The following is a 19,913-nucleotide window of genomic DNA, read 5'->3' as shown; positions in this document are numbered from 1 at the left end:
GGGGTGCCGATAGGCGGGGGGATCTACCCTTGATTGTCTTTAATCGGGATGACAGGATTCGAACCTGCGGCCCCTTCGTCCCGAACGAAGTGCGCTACCAAGCTGCGCTACATCCCGAAAATTTTCAGCTAAATCATCATAGCATATTCGGCCTTGAGTGGGTCGAGACTTGCTAGGATATTACAGATATAGGCAAAAATTATCGGAGTAGTTCAGGCGTGACGGTAAAACCAGAGTGGTTACGGGTAAAAGCACCGCAATGGCAGCGAGTCGGCAGTGTTAAGGAAGTTTTACGCGATTTAGGCTTAAATACCGTTTGTGAGGAGGCTTCCTGCCCCAATATCGGCGAATGTTTCCACGCGGGGACGGCTACCTTTTTAATTATGGGTCCTGCTTGCACTCGTGCCTGTCCTTACTGTGACATCGATTTTGAGAAAAAACCCCAACCTTTAGACTCCACGGAACCCCAGCGACTAGCGGCAGCCGTGCAACGTCTCGATCTTAATCATGTAGTGATCACTTCTGTCAATCGCGATGATTTGGCTGATGGGGGTGCTAGTCAATTTGTCCGTTGTATCGAGGAAATTCGCCGCATTTCCCCAAAAACCACCATCGAAGTGCTGATTCCCGATCTTTGTGGCAATTGGCAGGCTTTAGCTTTGATTCTTGCCGCTAAACCTGAAGTTTTAAACCACAATACCGAAACTGTTCCCCGTCTCTATCGTCGTGTGCGTCCCCAGGGGGATTACCAGCGTTCCCTAGAATTATTGCAGCGCGCTCGCGCCATTGTTCCCGCTACCTACACAAAATCGGGCATTATGGTGGGATTGGGGGAAACCGACGAGGAAGTGCGGCAAGTAATGCGCGATTTACGGGCCGTCGATTGTGATATTCTCACCATCGGGCAGTATCTGCAACCATCGCCAAAACATCTCGGTGTACAGGAATTTATCACCCCCGAACAGTTCCAAGCTTGGCGCGAATACGGTGAGTCTCTGGGATTTTTACAAATTGTTGCGAGTCCCTTGACAAGAAGCTCTTATCATGCCGAACAAGTCAGAGCCTTAATGAATTTGTACCCGCGAGAGTCTTGAGATGGGGCAGCAATTGCTCAAAAGCTCGTCCTCGGTGGCTAATTTTTCTTTTTAATTCGGGAGACATTTCCGCAAAGGTTAAAGCGTATTCGGGGACATAAAAAATCGGATCGTAACCAAAACCACCTTTACCCTTAGGACTGGTGAGAATTTCTCCCGTACAGATTCCTGTGGCGCTCAAGGCAATCTCACCATCGGGACGGGCGATCGCAATTACACAGACAAAACGGGCCGAGCGATCCTGATTATCTCCTAATTCTCTGACTAGGCGATCGATTCTTTCTCGATCATTTTTACCATAGCGGGCCGAGTAAATCCCCGGGGCATTTCCTAACCCGGTTACTTCCAATCCCGAATCATCGGCGATCGACCATTCTCCCAATGTTAGGGCAATTTGAGCAGCTTTTAAATAGGCATTTTCAGCAAAAGTCGCCCCTGTTTCCTCTATCTCTAAATAATCGGGTTTTAACTGCAATTCTAGGTCGATATCGGTTAAGTATTCCCCTATCTCTGCTAATTTACCCGGGTTACTCGTGGCTAGAATTAATTTTTTCATTGGCATTTTATCTCAGTGATCAGTTATTTTAAGTAGGTGGGTGGAATTAAATATAAAATGAACGTAGGTTGGGCTTCGGCCGTGAGCTCAGCCGAACGGTTGAAGCATGAAACCCAACGCCCGCATGGGTTACGCTACCGCTAACCCATCCTACAAATAATTGTGCCTACCTACTTAACCGTCAGGAGCCGGTCGTCGAGAGTCAGACTTCAGGAGTTAGTATTCAGGAGACAGGAGATTATTTTTATTTATTCTCCCTTCTCTCTTCTCCCCAATTCATAATTCATAATTCATAATTTATAATTCCTAGTCCCTAACCCCCGATAATCCCGCTAACATTTGAGCGTAGGGAGTTTCGTGGAGGTGGGCCTTATTGACAGCACCAAAAAGGGTTAATTTGTCGATAATTACCGATTTCATCGCGGAAATTGCCTCTCCTGCGATCTCTAATAAATCCTTATCCTCTGGCCCACAAATTTCCCGTTTCAGGGACTGCATATAGGCTTGACGCACTTCTGTATTAACATTAAATTTGCAGACTCCTAACTGGATCGATCGCCCGATCATTTCTGGGGGTAAACCGGAAGCACCGTGTAAAACTAGGGGAATAGACAGAAGTTGTCGAATCCGGTCCAGGCGATCGAAATCGAGACGGGGCGGACTTTTGTACTCGCCATGGACATTACCGATAGTTACGGCCAGAGAATCCACTCCCGTTGCCTGCACAAATTGCACTGCTTGCTCAGGATCTGTCATTTTAGCCTCTTTTTCGGCAATAGTTAACCCGTCCTCAGTGCCACTAATTCGGCCGATTTCTGCCTCCACCACAGCCCCGTATTCGTGAGCTAAACGAGTCATTTCTTTGGTAAAAGCGAGATTATCTTGGTAGGGAAGATGAGAGCCATCGGCCATAATTGAGGTCATCCCCGCTTCTAGGGCCTCGTAGATATCGCTGGCTTTAGTGCTATGGTCAAGATGGACCGAGATAGGAACCTTGGCCGAGCGAGCGGCCTCTAAACAGAGAGCGACGAGGGTAGAACTGCCATAACGCAAAGCACTGGGGTGAATTTGCAACATAGCGGGACTACGGCAATCCTCGGCGGCACTAATCACCGCTTTGACCCCTTCTAGGTTATAAACATTAAAAGCTCCGATCGCATAGATATTTTTGCGAGCGGTTTCGAGGAGTTCCTGAGTAGAAGCGAGCATAATATGGAAAATAACCATTGATACTGCCCAATTTTACCCTAATTAGGGCTGGCTTCTAGAGGACAAATAAAAGGGCAGCGAGTGTCAAAATCGCTACAATAATACATAAAATCCTAATTGTGAGGAAAGCCTATCGATACCATCTTCGGCAATACCCAGGGACTAAAAGCTAGTCAGATGAAACAGCTACAAAGGCTGTACCATGAACGCTTGCCTATTGATACTCTCACCACCCCAGAATTCGCCCAAAGACTGGCGGCCATCAGTACCGATATCCATCAACCCCTCTGCACCTATATCAACCGTCGCGGCCAGGTAATTCGTGTGGGAGTGGGAACCCCCCGACAAACCCAATTTTCTCTCTTGGAACTACCCCGCTACGGTTCCGAACGTCTTTGCGGAATTCGTTGTATCGCCACGGAACTCAAGCAGGAACCGCCAAAAGAATCCAGTTTAACCGCCATGGCTCTGCAAAGATTAGACGCACTGGTGATCTTAACCCTAACCGGCACAGGCATGATCCGTCGCGGTGGTGGGGCGACCGGTTATGTGGAGCAAGTCTATCTGGCGCATCTCATACCACAAAGTCAAACAAATGTCAATAGTAATATATACTGGTCTGTCTCCCCGCCCTTAAATCTAGAGGATTTAAGCAAACAGGACTTTTTAGAGTTAGTGGAAGGACTAGAGGCGGAGTTTCAGCGCGAATTTACCGCTATAACCGTTGATACAGCCGAAGATCGGGTGCTATTGGTTGGTTTAATCACCGACAATATGAGCGATCGCCAGTTCGAGGACGGTTTAAGCGAATTAGAACGTTTAGTTGATACCGCCGGGGGCAAAGTTTTGCAAGTCACCCGACAAAAACGGGATCATCCCCATCCTCAAACAGTGATCGGTTCGGGAAAAGTGGCAGAAATCGCCCTACAGGTGCAAACTTCGGGGGCTAATTTAGTTGTATTCAATCGGGATCTTTCTCCCGCCCAAATTCGCAATCTAGAGAACCAAATCGGGGTGAGAGTGGTCGATCGCACCGAGGTGATCCTGGACATTTTCGCCCAACGGGCCCAATCCCAAGCGGGTAAACTACAGGTAGAATTAGCCCAATTAGAATACACTTTACCCCGTCTCACCGGGCGCGGATTAGCCATGTCGAGATTAGGGGGAGGAATTGGCACTCGCGGACCGGGGGAGACAAAATTAGAAACAGAACGCCGAACTATTCAACGTCGTTTATCCCGTCTCCAGGATGAGGTGGATCAACTGCAAGCTCATCGTTCCCGTTTACGCAAACAACGGCAAAAACAAGATGTAGCCAGTGTGGCGATCGTCGGTTACACCAATGCGGGAAAATCTACTTTAATTAATGCTCTCACCGCTGCCGAAGTGTATACCGCCGATCAACTGTTTGCTACCCTCGATCCCACTACCCGACGCTTAACTATTACCGATCCCCTTACCCAAACATCTCACCCCCTCTTACTAACCGATACGGTGGGTTTTATCCATGAATTACCCCCCTCGCTGGTGGATGCTTTTCGGGCAACTTTGGAGGAAGTAACGGAAGCAGACGCCTTACTCCATCTGGTGGATCTCTCCCATCCAGCTTGGGAAAGTCAGATTGCCTCGGTATTAAAAATCCTCTCAGAGATGCCGATTCAAACCGGTCCGATGTTAATGGTGTTTAATAAGTTGGATCAGGTAAAAAGCGATGATTTAGAAATAGCTAAGGAAAAATATCCCCAAGCTGTTTTTATCTCGGCTATTCGTCGGCTAGGATTGGAAACTTTAAAACAAAAGTTAATCGATTTAACCGCTTAAGTATAGCAGTAAGCTGTCAGTATTCAGGAGACAGGAGTTAGGAGTCAGTATTCAGGAATTAGGAGAGGAGGCGGTCGGCAGGGGGCAGCTTTTTTCTCCCCACTTCATAATTTATAATTTATAATTCATAATTCATAATTCATAATTCCCACTGATAACTCAGGAACTATGCAAACAATCTTTCAGCGCGTAGGCTACCTGTTGTTGTTCCTCGAAGCTTAAATCGGGGAACATAGGTAAAGATAACACTTTTTCACTGGCCAATTCAGCCACGGGTAAATCACCTTTTTTATAGCCTAAATACTGATAAACCGGCTGTAAATGTAGGGGAATCGGATAATAAACCATGGATAGGACATCTTTTTCCTGCAAAGCCGCCCGCATTTGGTCACGATTTTCCGTTAGGATTGTGTACTGATTCCAAACGTGCTTACCTCCGGCTAAAGCGGCAGGTAAAGTGATATTAGGCAAAGGTTGCAGTAATTCCCGATAACGTTGGGCAATCTCGATCCGTTGATTATTCCAAAAATCGAGATATTTCAGCTTAATTTGCAAAATAACCGCTTGAACGGCATCTAAGCGGCTATTCACCCCAATTACCTCATGAAAATAACGCACCTTGCTGCCGTGTTCTTTAATCATGCGAATTTGTGCCGCTAACTCGGGGTTATTGGTGGTAATTGCGCCACCATCGCCACAACCGCCCAAATTTTTGGTGGGAAAGAAGCTAAAACAGCCAATATCGCCGATACTCCCCACTTTCTGCCCATGCCATTCTGCTCCCGTTGCTTGCGCGCAATCCTCAATCACCAATAAATTATGAGAACGAGCGAAATTTACCACCTCAGACATATTGACAGATTGCCCAAAAAGGTGTACGGGGATAATCGCTTTAGTCTGGGGAGTAAGCGCTTTTTCCAACAGTGCCACATCGAGGTTAAAAGTATTAATATCGATATCGACAAAAACCGGCACTGCCCCGACTAAATTAATCGCTTCGGCGGTGGCAATAAACGAAAAAGTGGAAGTGATGACTTCATCCCCCGCTTGAATACCGAGAGCGCGCAGTGCCAGATAAAGGGCATCGGTTCCCGAATTACAGGCGACACAATCGCTAACACCATGATAGAGGGCAAATTGTCGTTCTAATTCGCTCACAGCTTCGCCACCAATATAGCGCCCAGAACGGAGGATTTCTAAAACGGCATGGTTAGCTTCTTCGCTGATGACTTGGTATTGACGGGATAAATCGACGGGGGGAATTGTACTCACGCGCTTTCACTCAAATTAGAGACTAATCGGGATTTGTCGGGGAAAAAAAGGAATAATTAGTCAAAAATAATTATAAACTTGCTATTTATAGATGAAGTGTCCTTTTAATTTGTTTCTTTTATTTTTATGGATGGATTAGTAGAACTAAATCTGGTGGATTTGGGTTGGGCTTTGGGGATGATGGGTATTTGTTTACTCCTCTCCCGTTGGTCAAATTTAGCCCTAGAGGGCCAATTATTATTGGCGACCGGTCGATCGATCCTGCAATTATTAGTGGTAGGCTACGTTATCGCCGTTATTTTTTCCTTGGATAATCCTCTAGCCGTGCTGGGGATTTTGGCAGTAATGATGACTATTGCGACTATTGTTGCTAAAAATCGCATTGATAGCCGGGATAAAGGCTTATTACCCCTAGTTTTCGGCTCTTTATTGATTAGTAGCTGTCTAACTTTAGGTTATGCGATCGCTTTAATTATTCAACCAGAACAATGGTACTCACCCCAATACTTGATTCCCTTGACGGGAATGGTGTTAGGCAATGCCATGAACAGTGCCTCTTTAGCTGGGGAAAGATTAAGCAGTGCGATTAAAAGTCACCGTTTAGAAATCGAAACCCATCTTTGTTTGGGGGCAACCCCTCAACAAGCGATCGCAGATTATCAAAAAGCAGCGATTCGAGCTAGTTTAATCCCCACCCTCAATCAGATGATGGTGGTGGGTTTAGTCAGTTTACCCGGAATGTTCACCGGACAGGTATTGGCAGGAAGTGAACCTTTAAACGCCGCTTCCTACCAGATACTGATCCTGTTTATGATTGCCCTAGCCAACCTAATCACCGCACAATTGGTGACAGAGGGAATCTATCGGCGCTTTTTCAGTGAGAATTTATCACTGCTCAGTTAACTAATTTAGCTTTTCCACTTGCTGGCGACGACTTCAGCGAGATCAACCACCCGTTGGGAGTAACCCCATTCGTTATCGTACCAAGCGATAACTTTCACCATATCGCCACCCATCACCATGGTGAGACTAGCATCAATGATCGAGGAGGCATCAACACCGCGATAATCAGAGGAAACGAGAGGTAAATCATTATATTCGAGAATTCCTTTCAAAGAATTTTCCGAAGCTTCTTTGAGGACTTCGTTTACCTGTTCCGCGATCGTGCTTTTTTCCACTTGCGCCACTAAATCCACCACAGAAACGTTAGGAGTGGGTACACGCAGAGCGATACCGTTAAGTTTCCCTTTCATTGCGGGGATAACTAAGGCTACAGCTTTAGCGGCGCCAGTGGAGGTGGGAACGATGTTAACGGCTGCCGCGCGAGCGCGACGCAGATCCCGGTGACTAGCATCAAGAATGCGTTGATCACCAGTGTAACTGTGGGTGGTGGTCATCGTCCCTTTAATTATGCCGAAGTTTTCGTGAATCACTTTGACGACAGGAGCAAGACAGTTGGTGGTACAACTGGCATTACTGATGACGTTGTATTTATCGTGTTCGTATTCGTGGGCGTTGACACCGACGACATAGGTTCCCACACCCGAACCTTTACCCGGTGCGGTAATGAGGACTTTTTTAGCTCCTGCGACAATATGCTTAGAAGCGCCCTCTTCATCTACGAAAACACCAGTAGCTTCGATCACTAAATCTACACCCCATTCTGCCCAGGGCAGATTGAGGGGATTGCGATCGGAATAACATTTAATGGTTTTACCGTTAACAATTAAAGAATTATCATCGGCATCGATATTAGCGTTAAGTTTGCCTAACATCGAGTCATATTTGAGCAGGTGAGCGTTACTCCGGGGATCGGATGTATCATTGATCCCCACTACCTCCAAGCCACTATCAGTCCGTCCTAACCAACATCTTAGGAAATTACGTCCAATCCGTCCGAAACCATTGATCGCTACTCTAATCACTGCTGCTTGCCCTCTACCTTTTAGTGCAATACATAAAAAAATAATTAATGTTCCCAATCATACCTTAAAGGTTGAACTTTACGATCCTGATCGAAAATAATTTATTAGCTCACCAATCCTATCGGGTTTAAATGAGAAAATTTGATTGATTAAAGCGATTTAAAGCCAAAATGAGCCTAAATAACCGCTAAAAAATTCTCATAACCCCATTCCCTCTTTAGCTGTCCGCCTTTTCGGTGATCAGATGTGAGTTTTCAGTTGACTGATTACTGATCACTTGAATGTCCCCGCTCCTCTTATCCTCAAAAAAAACTCGTTTACTTTTCCGTAAACGAGTTCACTTTCCATGATACGATTAATAGTCCTGTGAATTATTTGGCAACTGCTACCGGTGCTTTGACGGGCTGGGGCTGCAGGTCGCGCAAACTTGGGAAGAGGAAGTGGTTTTCCTCCACATATTGCGCTCCAAACAGTCCTTTTTCAGCCCAGAAATAGCGATCGGTTGTATGCTCGTTACGCTTAACAATCAATAAAGCTGGTGGGCTAATGCCTATAGCTTGAATATACTTACGCGCCGCAGTTACGGGTTTATCCTCGCCACTTTCAATACTATACTGGGGTACAAGTTCAAGTATCTTACGTCCTTCTTGACGACGGCGACTCTTACGTTTCCGTTTTCTGGCCAACCCAATTACCTCCTGTTTTGGCTAATCGTTGTAATGATAGTTACAAAAGCCGTAGCGATTATATCCGTTCTAGACCCAGAAATCAAGTGTCTCTCACAAACCCAATTACAGACAAATTTGACTAGAAGCTAGACTGGGACTATGTTTAAGTTTTTCTGACAAAAACACTCCCCCAAATCCCGATACAAAACTTATTATTCTTAAACTTTTTTTAATATATACCGCGATCCACCCCTAAAATAGTGACCAAACCCTTGTCCTAATTGCTTTTTACTGGCTGCACTCGATCCAAGAGAATCGCCCTTCTCTCCCGTGTAAACTGGGAAATAAAACTCGCAACCCTAGCTTTATCAAGGTTTTCTGATTTTTTACTTTTTACTTTCTTGGTATGCCCTTCTCCTTCCCCTCCCGGACTCCCCTGAGTAATGATTTTATTGCCCTCTGTCAGGCACAGATGGAACTTTTGCGGGAGCAAATGGAAGCGGACAGAAGTGCGGTTTATTTAACTGAACCTTTATCGAGTGATTTAATTCCAGTCGTTGTTTATCCGCCCTTTAATCCCCCTTCTCCCCAAAAAAAGCAGCTTTCCTTACAACCAGGGCAACCGGCGGCCGACTTGTTAACTGCGGTTAAGTTAGAAGATTTATCCCACCTCTGGAGTAATCAGGAGACCGTCAGCGGTCATCGCTTGTTTTTACCCTTAATGTATGAAGAGGGCATGATCGGATTATTGGTGACAACCAGAGAAAAACGACCTTGGCAAAGTTGGGAATTAACCCGGATGGAAAAAATCACCCAAACCCTCGCTTTAGCCTGTGTACTCGATCGCCAATTGGGAGAAGAACGCTATTATCGACAATGGCAACGTCAGCGCCTCGATACCTTTCTCCATCAAATCCGCAATCCCCTTACCGCTTTAAAAACCTTTGGTAAACTTCTACTCAAAAGGCTGTTAGCCGAAGAAGGTGACGATCCCGCCATTACCGGTATATTGAGGGAAAGCGATCGAGTTCGGGACTTAATTGCCGAATTTGAGGGACAAATTCAGCAAGAAAGCGAAAATTACCCCACTGTCGATATTCCTCTCCTGCAAGCGCAATCTTCCCCCACTGCCTTTCTCTTGCCTGCTGGCAGCACTCAGCTAACTCCGATCGATCTCCACGATATTCTCGATCCGCTGCTCCTTTCGGCCGAGGCCGTAGCCAAAGAGAGAAATCTCAGTTTAGAAAGGATTTACGGGGAAGATATACCACTTATTCGGGCTAATATCCCCGGTTTGCGGGAAGTATTCAGTAATTTAATTGATAATGCCCTCAAATATACTGCTGCTGGCGGAAAAGTTACCGTCGAGGTGGAGAATGTTAAGAATAGTGTAGAAATTGTTTTTAAAGACACGGGTTATGGTATACCGAGGAGCGATCAAGAAAGAATTTTTCAACGTCACTACCGGGGGGTGCAAGCGGGGGGAGATATACCCGGGACAGGATTGGGTTTAGCGATCGCCAAAGAATTAATTACCAGCATGGGGGGGACGATTGAATTTATCAGTCCCAATCCTGAGCAAACAAGTTCCCCCTACCCCGGCACGGTTTTTCGGGTTCATATACCAGTTATACCCGATGATAACCTCAGTACAGAAAGTTGATCTGGTCGTAAATTCTGCCGATTGTCCCGATCGGGAGATTCTGGGGGCGATCGGTTAAAATATAAGAAAAATATCATTTTTACTGGTAACTTGGCCCAGAACCCAAGAATTAACAGTAGCTAGAGACAATTAATTAGACACATCTAAGTACCTCTTGCCTTTTGCCCCTTGCATGAGTGCCTATCCTAACCAAAAAGTTAATTTTGTCCTATTACTTAAATTATGCCGACTATCGAACAATTAGAAGCCGCTAATAAGGCTGATGTGTTAGTATATATGCCCTACTATGCTAAGGACAAACATAGTATCCTGCCCTATGCGATCGCTTTGTATCAAGGAGGATCTTTAGAAGGTCGTCGTCGCATAGAAAACAGTGAAGGGATTCCCTTTGTGGCCTCTTGGTATGTATCAAAATTGCCCTCGGAATTGACCCGTTGTCGTTTACAATTTGAAGGACAGGCCGACCTAAGCTATGAGATGACGATTATTAACGCCGAGTTGATCGAATATCTCATCGGTGCAATTAAAACCTTTAAGCAGCTAGGTTCAGCCGACTTTTCGCAGGGATTTTATCGGAAACTGCTGCGATTTGAAGGATAAAAATCGGGATTTTACGGGTTAAAAGGAGCAAATCGTGGCGAAATCAGCCAAATCTATACTTATCTCTTCCCTGGAACCCCTCAGTGGTAAATCGGGAACTGTCGTCGGTTTAGCGCATCTCTTGCGACAAAAAGGACTAGAGATAAGTTACGGCAAACCAGTGGGCAATTGTCCGGGATACGTCGATGGGCAATTGGTCGATGAGGATGTAGAATTTATTCGGCAATTACTAGAATTATCCCCTGAGCAGCTGCGTTTACCGGTGATCTATACGGATATGGATTCCGTTGCTAAACGTTTACAAGGTACAGATAAACAGGACTACGGTAATATTCTTGCCGGCTATCTCGATCGAGTTAACAGTGATATTATCCTCCTCGAAGGGCCGGGGACTCTCTGGGAAGGCAGTATTTTTCAGTTATCGATGGGGGAGATGGCCAAAATTCTCCAGACTCCGATCCTATTGGTGGCCCGCTATAGTTCTCCCCTAATTGCCGAGAGTCTGCTGAAAGCAAGAGAGGAATTAAATAATCAGCTGCTGGGGGTAGTAATTAGCGATATCCCGGCCGATGATTGGGAGGAAGTACAATCTCTCCTGAAACCCTATTTGTCCCGCCAAGGAGTGGAAGTTTTAGGACTGTTACCCGCGAGTAAACTGCTGCGCAGTATTAGTGTTCGGGAAATTGTCCATCTTTTGGGGGCCAAAGTATTATGTCGGCCCGATCGTTTGGATTGGATGGTAGAAAGTTTAGCGATCGGGGCGATGAATGTCAACGCCGCTTTAGAATATTTTCGCAAGGGGGAAAATATGGCCGTGATTACGGGCGGCGATCGCACAGACCTCCAGTTAGCTGCCCTAGAAACTTCCACCACCTGTTTAATCTTAACCGGTTCCATCTCTCCGGATCCGCTGATTCTGGGCCGGGCCGAGGATTTAGAAGTACCAATTCTCTCGGTAAATTTAGATACTCTCAGTACCGTGGAAATCGTCGATCAGGCCTTCGGCAAGATTCGCTTACAGGAACAGGTAAAAGTCGCTTGTATTCGAGAATTAATGGAGGAACATTTCCAGATTGATCGCCTGTTAGAAAAGTTAACAATAGGGGTGTAATTTCTCCCCGGCTGCCGAGAATTTCATTGGAAATCACTTCATGAGTCTATCATCCCCCCCTGTGTCCCCTCCGGTCAAAGAAAATGACTGGAGCTTATTATTAAGATTACTTCCCTACGCAAAAAAGCAAAAAGCCCTGCTATTTTGGTCATTAATACTTCTTTTTCCCCTATCCCTCACGGGGGCGATCCAGCCCTTAATTATCGGTCAAGCGGTCTCCCTTTTGCAAAAGGAACAAACTTGGGATTTTTTGGCTCGAATGCCCTTAACAGCAGCCATTAATACCTTAATTATTATCCTGTCAGCTTCGATTATTTTACGACTGATTTTAGGGACAACACAAGGTTATCTAGTGCAGAAAGTCGGTCAGTCAATTACTGCTAATGTCCGGCAAGATTTATTTGCCCATGTCACCTCCCTTTCCTCCAGTTTTTTTGATCGCTCTCCCGTGGGACGTTTAGTCACTCGTTTAACCAGCGATGTGGAAGCATTAGGAGAAGTTTTTGCTAGTGGGGCGATCGGAGTTGTCAGTGATTTGGTCAATATTTTAGTTATTATCATCACCATGTTTACCCTGCAATGGCAATTAGCTCTATTGTTGGTGTTGATGTTATTTCCCGTCACTGCTTTAATTATCTTTTTTCAAAAACAATACCGCATCGCTAACTATCAAGTACGCGAGGAATTATCAAAACTTAATGCCCAATTACAGGAAAATGTAGTCGGAGTTAATATTGTTCAATTATTTCGCCGCGAACGCTTTAACACTGAAATGTTTCGCGCTATCAATACTCACTATCGTCAATCCCTAGATAAAACAATTTTTTATGATTCGGCCGTCTCAGCTACTTTGGAATGGATCGGATTAATTGCCGTGGGAGGAGTATTATGGTTAGGCGGGATTTTTATTCTCCAGAAAACCATTGATTTTGGGGTTTTATCGGCTTTTATTTTATTCTCCCAACGTCTCTTTAATCCCCTGCGTCAGTTTGCCGAAAAATTTACTATGTTTCAAGCTGGTTTTACTGCTATTGAACGCATTGGGGAATTAATTAGTATTCCCATTGAAATCAAAGATTATAACAATTATAAAGAAATTTCTTTCCCAGAAAAACTGAAACCTGGCGAGATTATTTTTGAAAATGTTTGGTTTGGTTATAAACCAGATGAATATATTATCAAAGGTCTCAATTTTACTATTCATCCGGGGGAAAAAGTCGCTTTAGTCGGTCCCACTGGTGCGGGAAAAAGTTCGATTATTCGTCTTCTCTGTCGTCTTTACGAACCAAGTAAGGGCAGAATTCTAGTGGATGGTATCGATATCCGTTATCTTCCCCAAGCGGAATTAAGACGTTATATCGGTGTCATTCTCCAAGAAACTTTTCTCTTTGCTGGAGATGTTACTCGCAATATTACTTTAGGAGAAAACTATGATTTTGAGCAGGTGAAGGCAGCGGCTAAATTAACTAATATCGATCACTTTATCGAGGAGTTACCCGATGGTTATCATACTCTTTTACGCGAACGGGGCGCAAATTTGTCGGGAGGACAAAAACAATTACTCGCTTTTGCGAGAGTCGCTATTCGTAACCCCGAAATTTTAGTTTTAGATGAAGCTACTGCTAGTTTAGACGTGGGGACAGAAGTATTAATTCAAGAAGCTTTAGAACAGATTTTAGTCGATCGTACTGCTATTATTATCGCCCATCGTCTCTCCACTATTCGCAATGTCGATCGAATTCTTGTCCTGAAACGCGGGGAATTAGTCGAATCGGGAACCCATGAAGATTTATTAACCAAAGATGGCCTCTACGCTAGTTTGTCGAAAATTTGGGTTTAAAACCGCGAAGTTCCAGAATTTGCACTAAAATTTCCCATTCTTTTGCAAATAATCGACTAATGCCCATAATCCTAACCGATAACTTTCGGCCCCAAAACCGCTAATCTGTCCGATAGCTATATCGGCAATGTAGGAATGATGACGAAAAGACTCGCGTTTGTAAATATTGCTTAAGTGTACTTCCACACAGGCAATTTTTGTGCCTAAGATTGCGTCGCGGATGGCGATACTGGTATGAGTATAAGCTGCTGCATTAATCAAAATACCGTCATGCTGACCCCATGCTTGCTGAATCCAGTCCACTAATTGCCCTTCCTGATTGGACTGGTGCGCGGTTAAATTCACCCCTAAACGGGTAGCTTCTTCGCTTAAAAACTGGTTAATCGCTTCTAAATTGACGTTACCGTAGAGATTCGGCTCTCTTTTCCCCAATAGGTTTAAATTCGGTCCGTGTAAAACCAGAATGCTTAGTTTATTCACCACTGTCTTCCCTATCATCACCAGAATTAATCTTATCTCGATCAGGGATTATTGCCTATCAACAGCATTTTTGCCGCTACGGTAATCAGACTAAATCCGTTGAGTAACGCACAGAAAACGGGTTTCTCCGAGAAACCCGTTTTCTACTCATGGGGAATAAATAATCAGTTTTTAATAACCGGATTTAGTATAAGTCTAGTTATTAAAAACTGATTCTCGGAATAAATAGCTGAAAATTTGTCAAAACGTCGTGCTTTGTAGGTTGATTAATGAATCAACCTACTATGAGAGCAAAACCTGTACTTCCCTGCTTCCTAGAGTCGTTTCATTCTCTCAGGAAGCAGCGATCGCCGATAAATTGGTAGGGAGGGGAATCCTTAATCATGCACCCCCTGTGCGACAATATATCGAGTTTGCCCTTGGCTAAAACCATTAATTGATGACCTTGCCCATACAAGTTTTACCCCAAGACGTAATCGATTTAATTGCCGCAGGAGAGGTAATCGACTCTTTAGGCGCTGTGGTGCGAGAATTAGTCGAAAATGCCATTGATGCGGGGGCAGATAGGATTACCATCGATATATCTCCGCAAAACTGGCGAATACAAGTATCGGATAACGGTAGGGGAATGTCTAGAGAAGATTTGCAACTGTGTAGCTATGCCCACAGTACCAGCAAAATCCGCCAACGGGACGATCTTTGGCAGATTACCAGTCTCGGATTCCGTGGTGAAGCTTTGCACAGTATCGCACAGGTGGCGCGTCTGCGGGTTGCCAGTCGTCATGACGATGATTTAGGTTGTTATTGTCTTTACAATCACCAGGGCGAGCCGGATAATTTAGAAACGATTCCTATAGCTATCGGCACTATCGTCACGGTAGAGAATCTCTTTGGTAACTTTCCTGTGCGTCGTCAAGCTTTACCGTCAATTAACAAACAATTAAAGGATATACAGACTTTAATTCATAATTTTGCCCTCTGTCATCCCCAAATTACTTGGCAGGTTTTCCAAGATCATCAAGATTGGTTACGCATTAGTCCGGGTAAGGATACCAGTCAAATATTACCGCAATTAGTTAAATCTCTGCATTTTAACGATTTAGCAGCCCTAAAACTTGACTTAACGACTCCTGACGCAGAATTGGCTCAAATTGAATTGGTCATCGGTTTGCCCGATCGCATTTCTCGCCATCAACCGGATTGGGTTAAAATTGCTGTTAATGGGCGAATGGTGCGCTCATCGGAGTTAGAACAGGCAATATTTCAAGCTTTCGCTCGCACAGTCCCTAAAGATCGCTATCCCGTTTGTTTTCTCCATCTACATCTTAACCCCCGTTCGATCGATTGGAATCGTCACCCAGCTAAAGCGGAAATATACCTGCATAACCTTGTTTTTTGGCAAGAACAGATAATTTCAGCCATAGACAAGGCGTTAGGACTAAATCCCGAACATATACCCGAAAAAGCGCAAAATCAGCGCGTCAGTCAAATTCTCAAGGCTGCCGAGGAAAAAAGCACTTATACAATAGGGGAGAAATCCAGGAAAAATCGGCTGGAATTAAAGGCATTAGCCCAAATTCACCAAACTTATATAGTTGCTGAACATCCTAACGGATTATGGTTAGTGGAACAACATATTGCCCATGAGCGGGTTTTGTACGAACGTTTAGAGGATAACTGGGAAATCGTGCCGTTAGATACTCCGATCATCTTAAATCAGTTAACTACTCGACAAGTCGAACAATTACAACGTTTAGGATTAGAAGTTGCTAGTTTTGGCGATCGTTCTTGGGCTATTCGTAGTATTCCTGTTCTACTAAAAGAGCGGCAGGATCGGGCTGATGCTTTACTAGAATTAAGTTTAGGGGGCGATTTACAAACCGCTCAGGTAGCCACCGCTTGCCGTAGTGCGATCCGCAACGGTACAGCTTTAAGTTTAGAAGAAATGCAGAATTTACTCGATGATTGGCAAAATACTCGTAATCCCCGCACCTGTCCCCACGGAAGACCGATTTACTTATCCTTAGAAGAAACCTCGCTCGCTCGCTTCTTCCGTCGTCATTGGGTAATCGGCAAAAGTCACGGCATTTAATCAGTTATCAGTTATCAGTTATCAGTTATCAGTGATCAGTTATCAGTTATCAGTGAACTGTTTACTGAAAATTGGCAGATATGGTTAGGGAGCATCTCATACTAAATCCGTTAAGTATAGGCTACATATCAGGACAGGCAAAAGGCAATAGGCAATAGGCAATAGGAGCAATAGATAATCAGTTTTTAATAACCAGATTTAGTATCAGTTTTTAATAATTGGATTTAGTGTCAGTTTTTTGCTCCCCTCACCTCTCTCCCATAGGGTTAGATGCGTCATCAGACGCATCCTCTCTGTTTAGGTTTTCTTACATTTTGCTGAGAATACGCTGGACTATATCCATTCCTGTGAAGGCTTGCCAGCCAAAAAGACCTAAAATGACGGCATTAAGGGTAATATGGGTGATTCTAGCCAATTCGTTGCCTTTTTGCATTAAAGGTACTAAAGCGGCACTAATCGAGATTAAACCCACCATCCCTAAACCGGCCAGCAGATGGGGACCGACAAATAATTTACCGTTATTAATATAAGTCACCGCCATACCCCCGATCGTCCCCAACACCATTAAAGCGAGGATTAGGGAGCCAATTTGATAGTGTTTAGTGCGAAAATTTTTGGGCAATAATTCTTTTTTTAGGTCTTTATCTGCTGTCCGCGTCCGTCGCCATTGTAGCCCCGAATAGAGCGCATAGATAGTTAATCCTAATAAAACCCACATGAGAATGGGATGGCCAAATTGTGACCAAGTTTTTACGGCACTGGGAATCTCGAGGTTCATAGTTGTCTGTTCTCATCAAAGATCGCTTCTTAATAAAAATTAACATGAATCGCTCGCGCTTCCTTGTTTTCTGGGTCACTGGACTTGTCATACTAAATTCCGTTTAAAAGCTATAGGAGAGTGGGGTGTGGGGAGAATAAATAAAAATAGTCTCCTGACTAAGCTAGGACGCATTTAACCCGCTTATTCTTAGATTAGCCGAACCTCCCCCAATCCCTTTACTATTGCCTTTTGCCGTTCGGCTGAGCTCACGGCCGAAGCCTCTTGCCTCGTCTCAACAAGCAATTTAAATTACGAACAGCTTATCTTTGTTCAAACCAACATTTAAATCAACCAAGCTCGATCGCAAATCGCTATGATAGAATATTGGGCCTTAAATTTCCGCCCCCTCCCCCTCTTATGAAACTGCCTGTCGTCGCTATTATCGGTCGTCCCAATGTGGGCAAATCTACCCTTGTCAATCGTATCGCTGGAGATCAACAGGCGATCGTTTTCGATCAACCCGGGATTACCAGAGATCGCACCTATCAACCAGCTTTCTGGTGCGATCGAGATTTTCAAATTGTCGATACAGGAGGGCTAGTTTTTAACGATGACAGCGAATTTCTCCCTTTAATCCGCGAACAGGCTTTAATCGCCCTAGCAGAGGCAAGTGTGGCGATTTTTGTCGTCGATGGCCAGGCAGGAATTACCGCCGGCGATCGAGAAATTGCCGCTTGGTTACGACAGCAAAATGTGCCGATACTTTTGGCAGTTAATAAGTGTGAATCGGTGGAACAGGGTATCCTGCAAGCGACGGAATTCTGGGAATTAGCCATCGGTGAACCCTTCCCCATCTCAGCCATTCACGGCTCTGGTACAGGTGAACTACTCGATGCGGTGATTAAATATTTGCCACCCGCGGCGGAAATTACCGAAAATGAAGAAATTAAAGTGGCAATTATCGGTCGTCCTAACGTGGGTAAATCCAGTCTCCTCAATGCTTTAACTGGACAACAACGGGCGATCGTCAGTCCGATTTCGGGAACCACCAGAGACTCGATCGATACTTTAATTGAACGAGAAGGACAGGTTTATCGGTTAATTGACACCGCTGGCATTCGCCGTAAGAAGAATGTGGACTATGGAGCCGAATTTTTCAGTATTAACCGTGCTTTTAAGGCAATTCGCCGGTCTGACGTGGTGTTATTCGTCATCGATGTGCTAGATGGTGTCACCGAACAGGATTTAAAATTAGCGGGACGAATCATTGAAGAAGGGCGTGCGGTGGTGCTAGTGGTCAATAAATGGGATGCGGTGGAGAAAGACACCTACACCATCAATACTTATACCAAAATGCTCCAAGATCGGCTGTATTTTATGGATTGGGCAGAAATGATCTTTGTCAGCGCCATGACGGGGCAAAGAGTCACTAAAATCCTCGAATTAGTTGATATTGCCGCCGAATCTCACCGTCGTCGCGTCAGTACCTCGGTAATCAACGATGTGATCGAAGATGCGGTTAAATGGCACAATCCCCCCACCACTAGAGGCGGAAAACAGGGGAAACTATACTATGGCACGCAAGTATCGAGTCAACCCCCCACGATCGCCCTTTTTGTTAACGATCCCCAGCGCTTTAATGATAACTATCGCCGTTACATCGAAGGGCAATTCCGGCAACAGTTAGGCTTTAAAGGAACCCCGATCCGCTTAATCTGGCGCGGCAAACCGGCGCGAGAAGTGGAAAAAACGGTTAATAGAGCCACCAAGGTCTAATTTATGGATTTATTGCGAAGTTTGCCCATCGGTCTTTATCTCGATCAACCGATTACCCGACTACATCAACTGGATGCGCGGGTAAAATTTATCTGGTTAATGGCTTTTTTAGCAGCACCTTTATTGGCTAATCCTTGGTGGCGTTTAGCTTTGGTGGGATTGTTAATGTTGTTAACCCTGTTGGCCCCTATTCCTCCCCGCGTCTGGCGGCAACAGATGGGCTGGCTGATATTTTTGGCGATTATTGTCTTTCTGATTACTGCTATCACTCCCGATGGTTTAGCGGTGAGTATTCAGCCGCGTTTGCCGGAGGAAGGGCTGAATTTACCGCCAGCAAGTGATTATCAGTATGTTTTATGGGATAGAGGTCGTTTATTTGTTACCCGACGTTCTTTGGAATTAGCAGTGAGAATTAGTACCTTAGTTTTTACTTTAATTTATAGCACTAATCTCTTTTTGTTGACGACGGCACCGGAAGAAATTACCGAAGGTTTAGAGAATTTAATGAGTCCTTTACGGCGATTTAATGTGCCAGTGACAGAAATTTCTCTGACTCTTACCCTATCTTTGCGCTTTATTCCCCTGGTTTTAGAAGAAGTGCAAAATCTAGCTAGGTCAGTGCGAACTAGGGCGATCGATTGGCAAAAATTAGGGATTAAAAGAAGTTTAAACGTCTGGTTAACAGTCGTGGAAAAATTCCTAGATAATTTGCTTTTGCGTGCCGAACAAATAGCGATCGCTATGGAGGTTCGCGGTTTTACCAGTCCCAATCAGCATCAAGTACGCTGGCACGAATTAAAGTTAAGATGGGCTGATTTGATCGCTTTATTTTTGTTAATTCCCTTTTGGGCAGCCCGATTGGTTTGGGGGGGTTTATAGCAGTTAGTTAAGTAGCTGGTTATAATTTAAAAATGGATTTTAGGTTCGATCCCCCCTGCCCCCCTTGATCTATCCATTAGTCACATCTTTCTTAACATAAAATTTGACAAAAAGAGAAAAGTGTGCAAGATGGCTCAAGGAGGTTCTATGGGGGAACTAATTTGATG

17 protein-coding genes and 1 tRNA gene are annotated in these 19,913 nt (G+C 44.7%); 10 read left to right on the top strand and 8 right to left on the bottom strand.

Features of this window, described 5'->3' with window-relative positions:
• Window positions 1-43 precede the first annotated feature (43 nt).
• Window positions 44-117 (bottom strand) — tRNA-Pro (locus tag ACOCD9_RS10380).
• Window positions 118-188: 71 nt separating this feature from the next.
• Between ACOCD9_RS10380 and lipA the strand changes: the two genes are divergently transcribed.
• Entirely contained in the window at window positions 189-1,094 is a 906-nt protein-coding gene (gene lipA, locus ACOCD9_RS10375; RefSeq protein ID WP_108935506.1) for a lipoyl synthase, read from the top strand.
• On the opposite strand, the gene rdgB is transcribed toward lipA, so the two are convergent.
• Together rdgB and ACOCD9_RS10365 are read right to left on the bottom strand one after the other, a co-directional pair.
• The gene (rdgB, locus tag ACOCD9_RS10370) at window positions 1,057-1,650 is read right to left on the bottom strand and encodes an RdgB/HAM1 family non-canonical purine NTP pyrophosphatase (protein WP_419547348.1); all 594 of its coding nucleotides are present in this window, start codon (window positions 1,648-1,650) and stop codon (window positions 1,057-1,059) included. The two genes, lipA and rdgB, sit on opposite strands and share 38 nt — an antisense overlap.
• A gap of 306 nt (window positions 1,651-1,956) precedes the next feature.
• Window positions 1,957-2,877 carry a class II fructose-bisphosphate aldolase gene (locus ACOCD9_RS10365; protein ID WP_419547346.1) on the bottom strand — a complete coding sequence of 307 codons (921 nt, stop codon included), beginning with the start codon at window positions 2,875-2,877 and terminating at the stop codon, window positions 1,957-1,959.
• Between the two features lie 159 nt (window positions 2,878-3,036).
• On the opposite strand from ACOCD9_RS10365, the gene hflX reads away from it, so the two are divergent.
• Window positions 3,037-4,680, top strand: coding sequence for a GTPase HflX (gene hflX, locus ACOCD9_RS10360; protein WP_419547344.1), 1,644 nt, complete (start codon window positions 3,037-3,039; stop codon window positions 4,678-4,680).
• A 159-nt stretch (window positions 4,681-4,839) separates the two neighbouring features.
• Here the strand turns inward: hflX and ACOCD9_RS10355 are convergent, their stop codons facing one another.
• Window positions 4,840-5,952: a DegT/DnrJ/EryC1/StrS family aminotransferase gene (locus ACOCD9_RS10355; protein WP_287702397.1), complete on the bottom strand. Its 1,113-nt coding sequence runs from the start codon at window positions 5,950-5,952 to the stop codon at window positions 4,840-4,842.
• A gap of 126 nt (window positions 5,953-6,078) precedes the next feature.
• Here ACOCD9_RS10355 and ACOCD9_RS10350 point away from each other — a divergent pair, with 126 nt between their 5' ends.
• Window positions 6,079-6,855 (top strand): ABC transporter permease, encoded by a 777-nt coding sequence (locus tag ACOCD9_RS10350; RefSeq protein WP_287702399.1) that lies wholly within the window; start codon window positions 6,079-6,081, stop codon window positions 6,853-6,855.
• 5 nt (window positions 6,856-6,860) lie between these two features.
• Here the strand turns inward: ACOCD9_RS10350 and ACOCD9_RS10345 are convergent, their stop codons facing one another.
• Both ACOCD9_RS10345 and ACOCD9_RS10340 read right to left on the bottom strand, forming a co-directional pair.
• Window positions 6,861-7,877, bottom strand: a complete 1,017-nt coding sequence (locus ACOCD9_RS10345) for a type I glyceraldehyde-3-phosphate dehydrogenase (protein WP_287702401.1) — start codon at window positions 7,875-7,877, stop codon at window positions 6,861-6,863.
• A 371-nt stretch (window positions 7,878-8,248) separates the two neighbouring features.
• Complete coding sequence (locus tag ACOCD9_RS10340; protein WP_004268081.1) at window positions 8,249-8,563, bottom strand: DUF3155 domain-containing protein; 315 nt, start codon at window positions 8,561-8,563, stop codon at window positions 8,249-8,251.
• A 388-nt stretch (window positions 8,564-8,951) separates the two neighbouring features.
• Between ACOCD9_RS10340 and ACOCD9_RS10335 the strand changes: the two genes are divergently transcribed.
• From ACOCD9_RS10335 to ACOCD9_RS10320, 4 genes are all read left to right on the top strand, one after another.
• Window positions 8,952-10,208, top strand: a complete 1,257-nt coding sequence (locus tag ACOCD9_RS10335) for a GAF domain-containing sensor histidine kinase (RefSeq protein WP_419547341.1) — start codon at window positions 8,952-8,954, stop codon at window positions 10,206-10,208.
• Window positions 10,209-10,430: 222 nt separating this feature from the next.
• The gene (gene ebsA / locus ACOCD9_RS10330) at window positions 10,431-10,808 is read left to right on the top strand and encodes a type IV pilus biogenesis protein EbsA (protein WP_419547339.1); all 378 of its coding nucleotides are present in this window, start codon (window positions 10,431-10,433) and stop codon (window positions 10,806-10,808) included.
• Window positions 10,809-10,842: 34 nt separating this feature from the next.
• The gene (locus tag ACOCD9_RS10325) at window positions 10,843-11,919 is read left to right on the top strand and encodes a phosphotransacetylase family protein (protein ID WP_419547337.1); all 1,077 of its coding nucleotides are present in this window, start codon (window positions 10,843-10,845) and stop codon (window positions 11,917-11,919) included.
• A 40-nt stretch (window positions 11,920-11,959) separates the two neighbouring features.
• Window positions 11,960-13,759 (top strand): ABC transporter ATP-binding protein, encoded by a 1,800-nt coding sequence (locus ACOCD9_RS10320; protein ID WP_419547335.1) that lies wholly within the window; start codon window positions 11,960-11,962, stop codon window positions 13,757-13,759.
• A 24-nt stretch (window positions 13,760-13,783) separates the two neighbouring features.
• Here the strand turns inward: ACOCD9_RS10320 and aroQ are convergent, their stop codons facing one another.
• Window positions 13,784-14,239, bottom strand: a complete 456-nt coding sequence (gene aroQ, locus ACOCD9_RS10315) for a type II 3-dehydroquinate dehydratase (RefSeq protein WP_287702411.1) — start codon at window positions 14,237-14,239, stop codon at window positions 13,784-13,786.
• Window positions 14,240-14,678: 439 nt separating this feature from the next.
• Here aroQ and mutL point away from each other — a divergent pair, with 439 nt between their 5' ends.
• Window positions 14,679-16,331 (top strand): DNA mismatch repair endonuclease MutL, encoded by a 1,653-nt coding sequence (gene mutL, locus ACOCD9_RS10310; RefSeq protein ID WP_419547332.1) that lies wholly within the window; start codon window positions 14,679-14,681, stop codon window positions 16,329-16,331.
• Window positions 16,332-16,638: 307 nt separating this feature from the next.
• Here the strand turns inward: mutL and ACOCD9_RS10305 are convergent, their stop codons facing one another.
• Window positions 16,639-17,109 (bottom strand): DUF4079 domain-containing protein, encoded by a 471-nt coding sequence (locus ACOCD9_RS10305; protein WP_104395263.1) that lies wholly within the window; start codon window positions 17,107-17,109, stop codon window positions 16,639-16,641.
• 399 nt (window positions 17,110-17,508) lie between these two features.
• Here ACOCD9_RS10305 and der point away from each other — a divergent pair, with 399 nt between their 5' ends.
• Window positions 17,509-18,867 (top strand): ribosome biogenesis GTPase Der, encoded by a 1,359-nt coding sequence (der, locus tag ACOCD9_RS10300; protein WP_104395626.1) that lies wholly within the window; start codon window positions 17,509-17,511, stop codon window positions 18,865-18,867.
• 3 nt (window positions 18,868-18,870) lie between these two features.
• Window positions 18,871-19,746, top strand: a complete 876-nt coding sequence (locus ACOCD9_RS10295; RefSeq protein ID WP_419547331.1) for an energy-coupling factor transporter transmembrane component T family protein — start codon at window positions 18,871-18,873, stop codon at window positions 19,744-19,746.
• The last annotated feature ends 167 nt before the right edge of the window (window positions 19,747-19,913 follow it).

This window comes from Microcystis sp. (assembly GCF_048564745.1).
Taxonomy (GTDB): domain Bacteria; phylum Cyanobacteriota; class Cyanobacteriia; order Cyanobacteriales; family Microcystaceae; genus Microcystis; species Microcystis ichthyoblabe_A.
This window is presented reverse-complemented; position numbering and strand designations above follow the sequence as displayed.

Coding starts and splice junctions, on each gene's coding strand:
- rdgB (WP_419547348.1), bottom strand. CDS start 1,650: ATGAAAAAATTAATTCTAGCCACGAGTAACCCGGGTAAATTAGCAGAG.
- ACOCD9_RS10365 (WP_419547346.1), bottom strand. CDS start 2,877: ATGGTTATTTTCCATATTATGCTCGCTTCTACTCAGGAACTCCTCGAA.
- hflX (WP_419547344.1), top strand. CDS start 3,037: ATGAAACAGCTACAAAGGCTGTACCATGAACGCTTGCCTATTGATACT.
- ACOCD9_RS10350 (WP_287702399.1), top strand. CDS start 6,079: ATGGATGGATTAGTAGAACTAAATCTGGTGGATTTGGGTTGGGCTTTG.
- ACOCD9_RS10335 (WP_419547341.1), top strand. CDS start 8,952: ATGCCCTTCTCCTTCCCCTCCCGGACTCCCCTGAGTAATGATTTTATT.
- ebsA (WP_419547339.1), top strand. CDS start 10,431: ATGCCGACTATCGAACAATTAGAAGCCGCTAATAAGGCTGATGTGTTA.
- ACOCD9_RS10320 (WP_419547335.1), top strand. CDS start 11,960: ATGAGTCTATCATCCCCCCCTGTGTCCCCTCCGGTCAAAGAAAATGAC.
- mutL (WP_419547332.1), top strand. CDS start 14,679: ATGACCTTGCCCATACAAGTTTTACCCCAAGACGTAATCGATTTAATT.
- ACOCD9_RS10305 (WP_104395263.1), bottom strand. CDS start 17,109: ATGAACCTCGAGATTCCCAGTGCCGTAAAAACTTGGTCACAATTTGGC.
- der (WP_104395626.1), top strand. CDS start 17,509: ATGAAACTGCCTGTCGTCGCTATTATCGGTCGTCCCAATGTGGGCAAA.
- ACOCD9_RS10295 (WP_419547331.1), top strand. CDS start 18,871: ATGGATTTATTGCGAAGTTTGCCCATCGGTCTTTATCTCGATCAACCG.